Here is a 14,169-nt window from a genome sequence, read left to right on the forward strand (position 1 = left end):
TCTAGAGTGAAAGATCAAATAAAGGATTTCATCCACTATGTCATGGTAGAGAGAGGGCTTTCTCAAAATACGGTGGTCTCCTATGAGCGTGACTTGAAAAGCTATTCTCTTTATTTAACAGAAACCCTTCATATCAACAATTGGAACGATGTGACCCGTATACATATTATCCAATATTTGAAGCACTTGAAGGACTCGGGGAAATCCGGAAAGACATCAGCGCGGCATTTGGCATCGATTCGCTCTTTTCATCAATTTCTGCTTAGGGAAAAGGTGACGGACAAAGACCCTTCCGTACATATCGAAACACAAAAAACAGAACGGACGCTTCCGAAGGTGCTGGCGCTGAACGAGGTTGAGCGGCTGTTGGACACGCCTAAGCTTACGAGTCCTTTTGGCTATCGGGATAAAGCGATGCTGGAGCTGCTCTATGCCACAGGTATCCGAGTCAGTGAAATGATTGAATTGAAAACGACAGATGTCCATTTGTCAATGGGATTTGTCCGCTGCTTCGGAAAAGGAAGGAAAGAGCGGATTGTGCCGATCGGTGAAACCGCTGCTTCTGCTATTGAAGAATATATGATGAAAGCCAGGGGGAAACTGCTGAAGAACAAAGTGTCTGACGCACTCTTTTTAAATCATCACGGCAAGCAGATCAGCCGCCAGGGGTTTTGGAAAAATCTGAAGAAAATCGCGCTCGAAGCCGGAATCAAAAAAGAGCTCACCCCGCATACACTCAGGCATTCCTTTGCAACGCATCTGCTTGAAAACGGGGCTGATTTAAGAGCGGTGCAGGAAATGCTCGGCCATGCGGATATATCTACGACGCAAATCTATACGCATGTGACGAAAACAAGGCTGAAGGATGTGTACAAGCAGTACCATCCGCGTGCCTAGCCGCAGCAGGCTGCGGCTTTTTTCTTTAGGCCAGACAGAAAATAATGAAGTTTCTCATTATTTTCAAATGCATTGTCAACAGGAATGAAAACGGTTTATACTTGAGTTGTCAGACCTCTAGGCGATACAATAGACGTATAGAAAAAAAGGAGGCTTTTATGATGCCTGCATACAAATATAATCGCGTGTTTTTAATCGTAATGGATTCAGTCGGAATTGGCGAAGCGCCTGATGCCGCCGACTTTAATGACGTAGGCGCCAATACGCTCGGGCATATTGCCGAGCACATGAACGGATTACATATGCCGAATATGGCAAAACTCGGCCTTGGCCTTATTGGTGATATCAAGGGCGTTGAAAAAACAGAACAGCCGCTCGCGTACTTTGGAAAAATGCAAGAAGCGTCAAACGGCAAAGATACAATGACAGGCCATTGGGAGATCATGGGCTTATACATTGATAAACCGTTTAAAGTGTTCCCTGAAGGCTTTCCTGATGAACTGCTTCAGGAGCTTGAGAAAAGATCGGGCCGCAAAATTATTGGAAACAAGCCGGCTTCTGGCACAGCTATTTTGGATGAACTCGGCAAAGAGCATATGGAGACAGGCGCTTTAATTGTGTACACTTCAGCTGACTCTGTTCTGCAAATTGCCGCTCACGAAGAAGTTGTTCCGCTTGAAGAACTGTACCGCATTTGTGAAACGGCGAGAGAGCTGACGCTTGATCCGAAATATATGGTAGGCCGTATTATCGCACGGCCGTTCGTCGGCGAGCCGGGACATTTCAAACGGACACCAAACCGCCACGACTATGCGCTTAAGCCGTTTGACCGCACTGTGATGAATGAATTGAAAGACAGTGGCTTAGATGTCATTTCAATCGGAAAAATTTCTGATATTTATGATGGAGAAGGAATTACGTCTTCCCGCAGAACGGTATCCAATATGGATGGAATGGACAAGGTGGTTGACACGCTCGGAGAAGACTTTACGGGTCTGAGCTTTGCAAACCTTGTTGATTTTGACGCCTTATACGGCCATCGCCGTGATCCGGAGGGCTACGGACGCGCGCTTGAAGAATTTGATGCTCGTCTTCCGGAAGTATTCGAACAAATGAAAGAAGATGATCTGTTAATCATTACAGCCGATCACGGCAATGATCCGATTCATCACGGAACAGACCATACACGTGAGTATGTGCCGATTCTTGCATACAGCAAAAAACATGAGAAAGCGCAAATGCTGCCGCTCGCAGATACATTTGCCGATATCGGCGCAACCATCGCCGATAACTTCCAAACAAAAAAACCGAAATACGGTAAAAGCTTTTTATCTTTATTACAATAGGGGGACTGTTTCTTGAAAGACAGAATCGAACGCGCAGCCGCTTTTATTCAACAAAACTTGCCTGAATCACCAAAGATCGGCCTTATTTTAGGCTCAGGTCTTGGTATTTTGGCTGATGAAATCGAAAATCCTGTTAAGCTGAAATATGAGGATATCCCGGAATTCCCGGTATCAACGGTTGAGGGACACGCCGGACAGCTTGTGCTTGGCACACTTGAGGGAGTTACCGTCATCGCCATGCAGGGCCGCTTTCATTTCTATGAAGGCTATTCAATGGAAAAAGTCACTTTTCCTGTTCGCGTCATGAAAGCGCTCGGAGTCGAGGCTTTGATCGTGACAAATGCGGCAGGGGGCGTAAACACTGAATTCCGTGCGGGAGACTTAATGATCATTACAGATCACATTAACTTTATGGGGACAAACCCATTAATCGGGCCAAATGAAGCAGATTTCGGCGCCAGATTTCCTGATATGTCTTCAGCCTATGATAAAGATCTATCCAGCCTGGCTGAAAAAATGGCGAAAGACCTTAACATTCCAATTCAAAAAGGTGTGTATACCGCTGTGACAGGTCCTTCCTACGAAACACCGGCGGAAGTGCGCTTTTTAAGAACAATGGGTTCTGATGCAGTCGGCATGTCTACCGTACCGGAAGTGATTGTGGCAAACCATGCGGGTCTCCGCGTACTCGGCATTTCCTGCATTTCGAACGCAGCAGCCGGAATTTTGGATCAGCCTTTATCTCACGATGAGGTCATGGAAGTGACAGAAAAGGTGAAAGCCGGATTCTTGCAGCTTGTGAAAGCGGTAGTTGCTAAGTACGAATAAAAATGGAATTCAGAAAAAATAAGAAGACAGCTGTTTCTAATCGAAACAGCTGTCTTTTTTTATGTCGAAAAAGTCCTGAAACATTTTCCAACAGTGGTGTATAAAACCATTCAGCTTGGAAAAAATAAAAAGGATTATGAAATGGAGGGCTTTTGAGATGAAACGTCTTTTATCCACTTTGTTGATTGGTATGATGCTGCTTACATTTGCACCGTCCGCATTTGCAAAACAAGACGGAAAACATACATCGGAGCTTGCTCATGAAGCCAAGTCTGCGGTGCTGATTGAACGTGATACTGGAAAAGTGCTTTACAACAAGAACAGCAGTGAGAGACTGGCGCCTGCAAGCATGACAAAAATCATGACGATGCTTTTAATCATGGAAGCCTTAGACGAAGGAAAAATCAAGATGAGTGATAAGGTCCGTACGAGCGAACATGCTGCTTCAATGGGCGGATCACAGATTTTCCTTGAGCCCGGGGAGGAAATGACAGTTACAGAAATGCTGAAGGGCATTGCGATTGCATCAGGAAATGACGCATCCGTAGCGATGGCTGAATTTATTTCAGGCTCCGAGGATGAATTTGTGAAAAAAATGAACAAAAAAGCGAAAGAGCTGGGATTAAAAGATACATCCTTTAAAAACCCGACTGGCTTGACTGAGGAAGGGCATTACAGCTCGGCTTATGACATGGCAATTATGGCTAAGGAATTATTGAAATATGAATCAATCACCAAGTTTACAGGTACGTATGAGGATTATTTACGTGAAAACACAGATAAAAAGTTTTGGTTAGTGAATACAAATAGGCTTATCAAATTTTATCCCGGTGTAGACGGCGTCAAAACAGGCTATACAGGAGAAGCGAAATACTGCCTGACCGCTTCGGCTAAAAAAGGGAACATGCGGGCGATTGCCGTTGTGTTCGGGGCAAGCACACCTAAGGAAAGAAATGCGCAAGTCACAAAGATGCTTGATTATGCTTTCAGCCAATATGAGACACATCCTTTATACAAACGAAATGAAACGGTAGCAAAAGCAAAGGTCAAAAAAGGCAAACAAAAAGTGATAGAACTCACCACTTCTGAGCCGATTTCTGTATTGACGAAAAAAGGCGAGGATATGAAACATGTGAAAAAAGAAATTAAAATGAACAACAATGTAAGCGCTCCGGTTCAAAAGGGCCAAGAGCTTGGCACGCTGGTGCTGAAAAAGGACGGAAAAGTGCTTGCTGAAAGTCCTGTCGTCGCCAAAGATGATATGGAAAAAGCCGGATATTTAACGTTTTTAAAGAGGGCAATGGGAGATTGGACAAAATTTAAGTAATTATGCCGAATGATCACTAGTTTTGTCACGGTGAAGGAATTCATTCCTGCGAAATCGAAACACTCATTATCCGATCATATCAAGGAGGAATGAGCATGAGCCTTGGAATTGACATGCATGTCAAAGAATCAGTGCTTTGTATTCGATTAACAGGCGAACTCGATCACCATACGGCTGAAACGCTGAAACAAAAAGTAACGGAATCATTGGAAAAGGATGATATTCGTCATATCGTGCTGAATCTGGAGGACCTTTCCTTTATGGACAGCTCGGGGCTTGGCGTTATTTTAGGCAGATACAAACAAATTAAGCAAATTGGCGGGGAAATGGTCGTTTGCGCCATCTCTCCGGCAGTGAAACGGCTGTTTGATATGTCTGGCCTGTTTAAAATTATTCGCTTTGAACAATCTGAGCAGCAGGCACTGCTCACACTGGGGGTGGCATCATGAAAAATGAAATGCACCTTGAATTTTCCGCCCTCAGCCAAAATGAATCGTTTGCGCGTGTGACAGTTGCTTCATTTATTGCACAGCTTGACCCGACCATGGATGAACTCACCGAGATCAAAACTGTGGTATCAGAAGCGGTGACGAATGCCATCATCCATGGTTATGAAGAAAATGGCGATGGAAAAGTATATATCTCGGTGACGCTGGAAGATCATGTCGTATATATGACCATCCGTGATGAAGGGCTCGGCATTACAGATCTGGAAGAAGCCCGGCAGCCTTTATTCACAACAAAGCCTGAGCTGGAGCGTTCTGGAATGGGCTTTACCATTATGGAAAATTTCATGGATGATGTCAGTATCGATTCATCACCCGAAATGGGGACGACGATTCGCTTAACAAAGCACTTATCAAAAAGCAAAGCGCTTTGTAATTAAGGAGATTTGTTATGGATGTGGAGGTTAAGAAAAACGGTAAGAACGCTCAGCTGAAGGACCATGAAGTAAAGGAATTAATCAAACAGAGCCAAGATGGCGACCAGCAGGCAAGAGACCTCCTCATAGAAAAAAACATGCGTCTTGTTTGGTCTGTCGTACAGCGGTTTTTAAACAGAGGATATGAGCCTGATGACCTCTTTCAGATTGGCTGCATCGGGCTGTTAAAATCTGTTGATAAATTTGATTTAACCTATGATGTGCGCTTCTCGACATATGCAGTGCCGATGATTATCGGCGAAATCCAGCGTTTTATCCGTGATGACGGAACTGTCAAGGTGTCAAGATCATTAAAAGAGCTTGGCAACAAAATCCGCCGAGCGAAAGATGAACTTTCAAAAACACTGGGCAGGGTGCCGACCGTACAGGAAATCGCCGAACACTTGGAAATTGAAGCTGAGGATGTCGTGCTTGCCCAAGAGGCAGTAAGAGCCCCGTCTTCGATTCATGAGACAGTTTATGAAAATGACGGAGATCCGATTACCCTGCTTGACCAAATCGCCGATAACTCAGAAGAGAAATGGTTTGATAAAATTGCGCTGAAAGAAGCCATAAGCGATTTAGAAGAAAGAGAAAAATTAATCGTCTATCTTCGGTATTATAAAGATCAGACGCAGTCAGAAGTTGCTGAGCGGCTGGGGATATCCCAGGTGCAGGTATCCAGGCTTGAAAAGAAAATATTAAAGCAGATCAAGGTTCAAATGGATCATACGGAAAGCTAGTCTGTCACTGCAGGCTGGCTTTTTGTTTTGCGAAAGCGTGGTAATTTATGGTCTTTTCAAGCGGATGAATGAGAACAAAATCGAACCACATACTACATATATAACCACCGAAAGATGGTGATCAATGATGGAACGACGACTATTTATCAGGCTTCGCCACCGCGTTTTGGCACATCCGGGGGATATCATAACGGTCGGGGATGCCGCGCAAATAGAAGGGCAGCACCTGCTGAAAAAGAAACTCTCGGCTATGCCGCTTTATCAGGTGAGCGAAAAAGATAAAAATATCGTAATTCTGGATATCATAAAAGTGCTCAAAGCCATTCATCAGCAGGATCCCACACTTGATGTTCAAACTGTGGGCGGAGCTGAAACCATTGTTGAAATTCAATATCAGAAACGGCACATATCAACTGTTCTCTTTATTGGTGTCTGGCTGTTGCTGTTTATCGGATCGTGCCTTGCCATCATGAATTTCCATGAGGATGTCAGCATGGGGGATGTTCATATTGCACTATATGAAATCATAACCGGAGAGCGGAATGACTATCCATATTTACTTCAAATCCCTTACAGCATCGGTTTGGGACTGGGGATGATTGTGTTTTTTAACCACATTTTTAAAAAGCGCCTTAATGAAGAGCCTAGCCCGCTGGAGGTTGAAATGTTTAACTATCAGCTTGATCTCGATCAATATGTGGCCATGCATGAAAATGAAGAAACAATAAAGGACCTGCATGATCGTTAGTGTATTGTTCATCATTTTTGTCGGGCTCGGCGGGGGCATCACGGTCGGGGCTGGTTTCGTGGCTTTTTTAACCGTGATGGGAATCATTCCGCGTCTGATGCAGCTCACCAAAACGATGAGATTTGTTCAAGCTTATGAAGCGGCTGTTATTCTCGGTGCGGTTTGCGGGGGATGGGAAACACTGCATATGCACCATCTCTTTTTATCAAAATGGCTTGCCGTACCGGTCGGGCTGTTGGCCGGAGTATTTGTCGGGATGCTTGCAGCCGCGCTGACAGAAGTGTTAAATGTCCTGCCGATCTTGGCTAAACGAATCGGCCTCAGAAGTAAAATCATTATTTTATTAATGGCCATTGTCATTGGAAAAATCGCGGGATCTTTATTTCATTGGCTGTATTTTATTCATCATTCATAAGGAGGTTTTAATATGACAAACATAAAAGAAAACTACAAATCAAAAGTAAAAACATATCAGCCAAAGCCGCCTTACGTATGGAACTGTGTAAAAGCCTTTCTTGTAGGCGGTTTGATCTGCATGATCGGACAAGGTCTGCAGAATTTTTATATCCATTTTTTTGATTTTAACGAAAAAACAGCAGGAAACCCTACGGCGGCAACGCTGATCCTATTGTCAGCGTTGCTCACCGGATTCGGCATTTATGACAGAATCGGTCAGTTTGCAGGCGCAGGATCAGCTGTACCTGTCACCGGCTTTGCCAACAGTATGGCAAGCGCGGCTCTTGAGTATAAAAGCGAAGGTTTAGTATTGGGAGTAGCGACAAACATGTTTAAACTGGCGGGAAACGTCATCGTATTCGGTGTTGTGGCTGCTTACATCGTCGGAATGATTCGGTTTGCTTTTGAGAAACTGATGTCATAGGAGGAGAAAGAAATGAAATTAACAGGAAAGCAAACCTGGGTGTTTGAGCATCCCTTATTTGTCAATGCAGCGGGAACAGCAGTAGGGCCTAAGGAAAAAGACGGTCCGCTCGGGTCTTTATATGATAAAACCTATGACGACATGCACTGTAATCAAAAAAGCTGGGAAATGGCTGAAAGGCAGCTAATGGAGGACGCCATCAATACCGTGCTGCAAAAAAACAATTTGAAAAAAGATGATATTGATCTTTTGCTTGCAGGCGATCTGTTGAATCAAAATGTCACAGCCAACTATGTGGCAAGGCATCTGAAAATCCCGTTTCTTTGCATGTTTGGCGCATGCTCAACATCAATGGAAACAGTTGCTGTTGCATCTGCCTTAGTCGACGGCGGATTTGCAAATCGGGCGATTGCTGCTACAAGCAGTCACAATGCCACGGCCGAAAGACAGTTCCGCTATCCGACGGAATACGGCGGGCAAAAACCGGATACTGCGACATCTACTGTAACTGGGAGCGGTGCGGTTGTTATCAGTCAGACACCGAGTGATATTCAAATTACAAGTGCAACTGTAGGGAAGGTGGCTGACTTAGGAATTACCGACCCGTTTGATATGGGATCAGCCATGGCTCCTGCTGCTGCTGATACCATTAAACAGCACTTTCAAGACATGAACCGCACAGCAGACGACTACGATCTGATCCTGACGGGAGACCTTTCCGGCGTCGGATCTCCTATTGTCAAAGATATCTTGAAAGAAGAGGGATATCCGGTCGGCACAAAACATGATGATTGCGGGCTTCTGATTTACACTCCGGATCAGCAGGTGTTTGCCGGAGGAAGCGGCTGCGCTTGTTCCGCGGTTGTAACCTACTCACATATTTTCAAGCAGCTGAAAGAAGGAAAATTAAACCGTGTGTTTGTAGTAGCAACCGGGGCGCTGTTAAGCCCGACTATGATCCAGCAAAAACAAACCATTCCGACCATCGCACACGGGGTTGTATTTGAACGTGCAGGAGGTGCATCTTAAGTGGACTATCTTTTGGCTTTTGTTTGCGGAGGCGCCATTTGTATTGTCGGGCAGCTGCTGCTGGACATATTTAAATTGACGCCTGCCCACGTCATGACATCCTTTGTCGTCATCGGGGCGATTTTAGATGGTTTTGGCATTTACGATAAATTTATTGAGTTTGCTGGAGGAGGCGCCACGGTTCCGATTGTCAGCTTTGGCCACAGCCTTCTGCACGGTGCCATGCATCAGGCGCATATACACGGATTTATCGGAATCGGTATGGGGATATTCGAGCTGACATCTGCCGGTATCTCAGCCGCCATTCTATTCGCCTTTATCGTCGCTGTTATTTTCAAACCGAAAGGATAATGCCGAGATGACGACAAAACGCAAGGTCATACTGGTAACAGACGGAGACGTGTATGCCGCTAAAACAATTGAATACGCCGCAAGAAGAGTTGGAGGGAGATGTATTTCTCAATCAAAAGGCAATCCCTCCACCCGCAGCGGCGCCGAGCTTGTCAGGCTGATTACATCAGCACCATATGACCCTGTATTTGTCATGTTTGACGACTCCGGCCTTCAAGGAGAGGGACCGGGAGAAACCGCTCTGACCTATGTGGCCACTCATCCGGCAATTGAAGTGCTCGGTGTGATTGCGGTAGCGTCGAAAACCCATCAGGCTGAATGGACCAGGGTTGACGTAAGCATTGACCGCAATGGAGAGATAACAGAATACGGCGTGGATAAAATCGGAGAGAGGGAATTCGATGAACACAGAATGAACGGGGATACGGTCTATTGCCTTGATAAACTTGATCTGCCGCTTATCGTTGGTATCGGGGATATCGGCAAAATGGGCAGGAAAGACGATATATCGAAAGGGTCGCCAATCACCATGAAAGCGGTCGAGTTTATTTTAGAAAGGAGCGGGTATCATGCCGGACAAACAGGAAGAGAAAATCCGGGTTTATCGGAATCCAGACAAAAATGAAGCTTATTTTAAAAATCGAGTCGGAATGGGAATCAGCTATGATGTAGGTGTTCGCAAGCTTACCATTTTAGACAGAGAAGTTCAGCTGTACTATTTGAATGGATTATGTGACACTGCCTTTATCATTCACTTAATGAGAGAGCTAGTTGCCATTAACAACCGGACAGGAAAAGAGGACCCTGAAGAGCTGGTCGATATCGTTGAAAACAGGCTGCTCAACGCCCAGGTCGAAAAAGTAAAAACGCTGGATGAAACCACCGACCAGGTGCTGTCCGGGTTAGTCGCAGTTATTGTCGAAGGTGCAGGATTTGCTTTTATCATTGATGTCAGAAGCTATCCGGGAAGAAATCCGGAAGAACCGGATACGGAAAAGGTGGTCAGAGGGGCCAGAGACGGATTTGTTGAAAATATCGTCGTCAATACCGCGCTTCTCAGAAGACGGATCAGGGACGAACGCCTTCGCGTCAAGATGACAAAGGTCGGCGAGCGTTCAAAAACGGATCTGAGCATTTGTTATATAGAAGACATTGCTGATCCGGATCTGGTTGACATCGTGGAAAAAGAAATTGCCGCCATTGATGTCGACGGATTAACAATGGCAGACAAAACAGTCGAAGAGTTTATTATCAAACAAAGCTACAACCCGTTTCCGCTCGTCCGTTATACAGAAAGGCCCGATGTGGCGGCCAATCACGTACTTGAAGGCCATGTCGTGATTATGGTTGATACATCGCCGAGTGTGATCATAACGCCGACAACCTTATTCCATCATGTTCAGCATGCTGAAGAATACAGACAGGCTCCTTCTGTGGGAACTTTTTTAAGATGGGTACGATTTTTCGGCATTCTTGCTTCTACTTTATTTCTCCCCATCTGGTTTCTCTTTGTTCTTCAACCGGAACTGCTGCCAGAGAATCTAAAATTTATCGGGTTGAATAAAGATATGCACATCCCGATCATTCTGCAGATTTTCTTAGCTGATTTAGGAATTGAGTTTCTCAGAATGGCGGCTATTCACACACCGACCGCTTTATCTACTGCAATGGGATTAATTGCCGCGGTTCTAATCGGGCAAATTGCCATTGATGTGGGGCTGTTCTCTCCTGAAGTCATACTGTATGTCTCGCTTGCCGCTATTGGAACCTTTACGACGCCAAGCTATGAATTAAGCCTGGCAAATAAAATGGCCCGTCTTACACTTATGATATTAGTAGCACTCTTTCATGTAAAAGGGCTCGTTATAGGATTTACTGTTCTGATTATTGCCATGGCCAGCATAAAATCCCTTCAAACCCCATACCTATGGCCACTCATTCCGTTTAACGGAAAGGCGCTGTGGCAGGTGCTGATTCGCACGGCGAAACCTGGTGCGAATGTAAGACCAAGCATTGTTCACCCAAGAAATCGCTTAAGACAGCCTACCAATTCATAATCGCATTGAAACTGACTGAAGAGTATGATAATGTATGTCTTAATTATGAAAGGACAGTCCATAAAACTGTCCTTTCACCCATAAGCGGAGAAAGAGGGAATGACATTGTTCTTACACGGCACTAGCAGACAAAATCAACATGGGCATTTGGAAATCGGAGGTGTGGACGCTCTCTATTTAGCTGAAACATATGGCACGCCTCTTTACGTATATGATGTGGCTTTAATACGTGAGCGTGCTAAAAGCTTTAAGCAGGCATTTATAACTGCAGGATTGGCAGCGCAGGTCGCGTATGCGAGCAAGGCATTCTCTTCTGTTGCGATGATTCAGCTTGCCGAGGAAGAAGGGCTTTCCTTAGATGTCGTGTCTGGAGGAGAACTTTACACAGCTGTTGCAGCAGGATTTCCGGCGGAGCGCATTCACTTTCACGGAAATAACAAAAGCAGGGAAGAGCTGCGAATGGCGCTTGAACACCGTATCGGCTGCATTGTGGTTGATAATTTCTATGAAATCTCGATACTTGAAGACCTGTGCAAAGAAACTGGGCACTCAATTGATGTTCTCCTGCGGATTACCCCCGGAGTAGAGGCGCATACACATGACTACATTACAACGGGACAGGAAGATTCAAAGTTTGGTTTTGACCTTCATAACGGACAAACTGAACAGGCGATTGAACAGGTTTTACAATCAGAACACATTCAGCTGCTAGGTGTTCATTGCCATATCGGTTCGCAAATTTTTGATACAGCCGGTTTTGTGCTAGCGGCAGAAAAAATCTTCAAAAAACTTGACGAATGGAGAGAAGCTTACTCATTTGTTTCAAAGGTGCTGAACCTTGGAGGCGGTTTTGGCATTCGTTATACGGAAGAAGATGAACCGCTTCATGCCACTGAATATGTAGAAAAAATTATCGAAGCAGTAAAAACAAATGCAGCCCGCTATGGGTTTGACATACCGGAAATTTGGATCGAACCGGGCCGCTCGCTTGTAGGAGACGCAGGCACAACACTTTATACAGTCGGCTCCCAAAAAGAAGTGCCGGGTGTCCGGCAGTATGTAGCTGTTGACGGAGGAATGAACGACAATATCCGTCCGGCTCTCTATCAGGCAAAATATGAAGCCGTTACAGCTAACCGTATCGGTGAAGCGCACGATAAAACGGTATCGATTGCCGGCAAGTGCTGTGAAAGCGGAGATATGCTCATTTGGGATATTGACCTGCCGGAAGTAAAAGAAGGAGATCTGCTTGCTGTTTTCTGTACAGGCGCTTATGGCTACAGCATGGCCAATAATTATAATAGAATTCCAAGACCTGCTGTTGTATTTGTAGAAAACGGAGAGGCTCATTTAGTCGTAAAAAGAGAAACGTACGAGGATATTGTAAAACTGGATCTGCCATTTAAAACGAGTGTGAAGCAATGAAAAAAGCGCCGGGAATTCGGCGCTTTTTTTATTTGAATATAGAAACAATCGCGTTCCAGATGGAAACGAAGAAATCAATGATTTTCTGGATAAAGTTCTTGCCTTCATCTGAGTCTAAAAATTTACTAATCTTATCTTTCGCTTTATCAAGCTGGTCACCGACCTGTCCCCAGTCGATATCAACATTTTTCATCTTATTGAACAAGGATACAAGCTGATCCTTTTGGCTGTCTGTCAGTGTGACGTTTAAATCGGAAGCCGCATCATCCACTTTTTTCTCAATATCGGCTTTATTGTCAGGCACACCGTTTTTAGCAAACTCTTCTTTTATTTTTGCAATCAGCGCAGCCGCATTTTCGTCACCGATTTTGTCACCAAGCTCTGAGGTCGTCACAAGCTCTTGGTTGGCGACTTGCTTAACGTCTTCAGAAATCGCTTCGTCAGAAGAAACTTCATATGCTTTAATCAAGCCTGTCAAAGCCGCAGTACCGGACACTTCAAACGGAGCGGTAACATAAACCTTCGCGTCCTTAACGCCGGCTGTCATCAAGGCATTGAGGTACATTTCATCCGTAATGCCGCTAATATTATGTGTCTCAACATTTAATCCGGAGCCTTTTTTGGCAATGGTAATAGACGATGATGAAATCGCTCTTGAGCCAATTTGCGCGCTTGGTATATATTTTCCTAAATATTCGTGTTCTTCCTTATTGGTAACGGTCACGGTTGTGGCATTATCAGGGACATTCATTTCATCAAGCACTTTTTGCTTATCTGATTCTGACAAATTTGCACCAAGTGTCACGATGACATCTCCGACTGCGGCATCCGCGAGACTGACTTTCGGAATCGTCAGCAGCAAAACGGCCGCTGCCAGCATTCCAATCCATATTTTTTTCAAAGCAGTTGACCTCCTTCATTTCACAAGCAGCAGTTAAAGCTGCTTTGCGAGGACCTGAATCATGATGAAAAATACAGTTCCGATAGGTTAGACGGAGATAGAGAGGTTCAGGTTTCATTTTTATTTTGGAGAAAAGCCGGGAGAGTCGTTTTCCCCAAAAAGGTGTGGTATAATAGCCGCGACAAGGAGAGACAAGCCATAATGATGATACATAAATTTCTCCTTTGAAAATTAAAATAAAGAAAGTGGGCATACAATTGAAAACAGGTTACTTTTTATTAGAAGACGGCAACAAAATTGAATTTGAACTTTATCCGGAAGCAGCACCGGGTACAGTTGCAAACTTTGAAAAGCTTGCAAACGAAGGATTTTACGACGGACTTACATTCCACCGAGTAATTCCAGGCTTCGTCAGCCAAGGCGGATGCCCGCACGGTACTGGCACAGGCGGTCCCGGATACACAATCAAATGTGAAACAGAAGGAAACCCGCACACACATGAAGCGGGCGCACTCTCTATGGCACACGCAGGAAAAGATACTGGCGGCAGCCAATTTTTCATCGTCCATGAGCCGCAGCCTCATTTAAACGGTGTTCACACTGTATTCGGCAAAGTAACAAGCGGTTTAGAATTCGCGAAAAACATGTCTAACGGTGACGTGATGAAAGAAGTTCGCGTAGAAGGCTAATAGGCAGGCAGAAAGCTCCCCGATAT

General features: G+C 44.8%; 17 protein-coding genes. 16 read left to right on the plus strand and 1 reads right to left on the minus strand.

Going from position 1 to position 14,169, the window contains the following annotated elements:
• Positions 1–6: 6 nt before the first annotated feature.
• From xerD to lysA, 15 genes are all read left to right on the plus strand, one after another.
• The gene (gene xerD, locus ACQVGS_RS09305) at positions 7–897 is read left to right on the plus strand and encodes a site-specific tyrosine recombinase XerD (RefSeq protein ID WP_095713215.1); all 891 of its coding nucleotides are present in this window, start codon (positions 7–9) and stop codon (positions 895–897) included.
• A gap of 161 nt (positions 898–1,058) precedes the next feature.
• Positions 1,059–2,243: a phosphopentomutase gene (gene deoB, locus ACQVGS_RS09310; protein ID WP_024121929.1), complete on the plus strand. Its 1,185-nt coding sequence runs from the start codon at positions 1,059–1,061 to the stop codon at positions 2,241–2,243.
• A gap of 12 nt (positions 2,244–2,255) precedes the next feature.
• Positions 2,256–3,071: a purine nucleoside phosphorylase I, inosine and guanosine-specific gene (locus ACQVGS_RS09315; protein WP_024121928.1), complete on the plus strand. Its 816-nt coding sequence runs from the start codon at positions 2,256–2,258 to the stop codon at positions 3,069–3,071.
• 157 nt (positions 3,072–3,228) lie between these two features.
• Positions 3,229–4,398: a D-alanyl-D-alanine carboxypeptidase family protein gene (locus tag ACQVGS_RS09320; RefSeq protein ID WP_127696805.1), complete on the plus strand. Its 1,170-nt coding sequence runs from the start codon at positions 3,229–3,231 to the stop codon at positions 4,396–4,398.
• A 95-nt stretch (positions 4,399–4,493) separates the two neighbouring features.
• Positions 4,494–4,847 (plus strand): anti-sigma F factor antagonist, encoded by a 354-nt coding sequence (gene spoIIAA / locus ACQVGS_RS09325; protein WP_010334804.1) that lies wholly within the window; start codon positions 4,494–4,496, stop codon positions 4,845–4,847.
• The gene (spoIIAB, locus tag ACQVGS_RS09330) at positions 4,844–5,284 is read left to right on the plus strand and encodes an anti-sigma F factor (protein ID WP_010334803.1); all 441 of its coding nucleotides are present in this window, start codon (positions 4,844–4,846) and stop codon (positions 5,282–5,284) included. Before spoIIAA ends, spoIIAB begins: the two co-directional genes overlap by 4 nt.
• Before the next feature lie 11 nt (positions 5,285–5,295).
• Positions 5,296–6,063: an RNA polymerase sporulation sigma factor SigF gene (sigF, locus tag ACQVGS_RS09335; protein ID WP_024121925.1), complete on the plus strand. Its 768-nt coding sequence runs from the start codon at positions 5,296–5,298 to the stop codon at positions 6,061–6,063.
• Between the two features lie 127 nt (positions 6,064–6,190).
• Entirely contained in the window at positions 6,191–6,811 is a 621-nt protein-coding gene (gene spoVAA / locus ACQVGS_RS09340; protein WP_106020337.1) for a stage V sporulation protein SpoVAA, read from the plus strand.
• Positions 6,801–7,226 (plus strand): stage V sporulation protein SpoVAB, encoded by a 426-nt coding sequence (gene spoVAB, locus ACQVGS_RS09345; protein ID WP_106020050.1) that lies wholly within the window; start codon positions 6,801–6,803, stop codon positions 7,224–7,226. Before spoVAA ends, spoVAB begins: the two co-directional genes overlap by 11 nt.
• A 12-nt stretch (positions 7,227–7,238) precedes the next feature.
• The gene (spoVAC, locus tag ACQVGS_RS09350; protein ID WP_024121922.1) at positions 7,239–7,691 is read left to right on the plus strand and encodes a stage V sporulation protein AC; all 453 of its coding nucleotides are present in this window, start codon (positions 7,239–7,241) and stop codon (positions 7,689–7,691) included.
• Between the two features lie 12 nt (positions 7,692–7,703).
• Positions 7,704–8,720: a stage V sporulation protein AD gene (spoVAD, locus tag ACQVGS_RS09355; protein ID WP_106020049.1), complete on the plus strand. Its 1,017-nt coding sequence runs from the start codon at positions 7,704–7,706 to the stop codon at positions 8,718–8,720.
• The gene (gene spoVAE / locus ACQVGS_RS09360; RefSeq protein WP_003230467.1) at positions 8,721–9,071 is read left to right on the plus strand and encodes a stage V sporulation protein AE; all 351 of its coding nucleotides are present in this window, start codon (positions 8,721–8,723) and stop codon (positions 9,069–9,071) included.
• Between the two features lie 7 nt (positions 9,072–9,078).
• Positions 9,079–9,696, plus strand: a complete 618-nt coding sequence (gene spoVAEA, locus ACQVGS_RS09365; protein ID WP_095713213.1) for a stage V sporulation protein SpoVABEA — start codon at positions 9,079–9,081, stop codon at positions 9,694–9,696.
• Positions 9,641–11,128 carry a spore germination protein SpoVAF gene (spoVAF, locus tag ACQVGS_RS09370; protein ID WP_106020048.1) on the plus strand — a complete coding sequence of 496 codons (1,488 nt, stop codon included), beginning with the start codon at positions 9,641–9,643 and terminating at the stop codon, positions 11,126–11,128. The genes spoVAEA and spoVAF overlap by 56 nt, the downstream gene beginning before the upstream one ends.
• A gap of 105 nt (positions 11,129–11,233) precedes the next feature.
• On the plus strand, positions 11,234–12,553 hold the full coding sequence (lysA, locus tag ACQVGS_RS09375; RefSeq protein ID WP_101860571.1) for a diaminopimelate decarboxylase: 1,320 nt from the start codon (positions 11,234–11,236) through the stop codon (positions 12,551–12,553).
• Between the two features lie 28 nt (positions 12,554–12,581).
• Here the strand turns inward: lysA and ACQVGS_RS09380 are convergent, their stop codons facing one another.
• The gene (locus tag ACQVGS_RS09380) at positions 12,582–13,454 is read right to left on the minus strand and encodes a DUF1002 domain-containing protein (RefSeq protein ID WP_106020047.1); all 873 of its coding nucleotides are present in this window, start codon (positions 13,452–13,454) and stop codon (positions 12,582–12,584) included.
• 257 nt (positions 13,455–13,711) lie between these two features.
• Here ACQVGS_RS09380 and ACQVGS_RS09385 point away from each other — a divergent pair, with 257 nt between their 5' ends.
• Positions 13,712–14,143, plus strand: coding sequence for a peptidylprolyl isomerase (locus ACQVGS_RS09385; RefSeq protein WP_003223931.1), 432 nt, complete (start codon positions 13,712–13,714; stop codon positions 14,141–14,143).
• The last annotated feature ends 26 nt before the right edge of the window (positions 14,144–14,169 follow it).

The organism is Bacillus sp. SD127 (genome assembly GCF_058566445.1).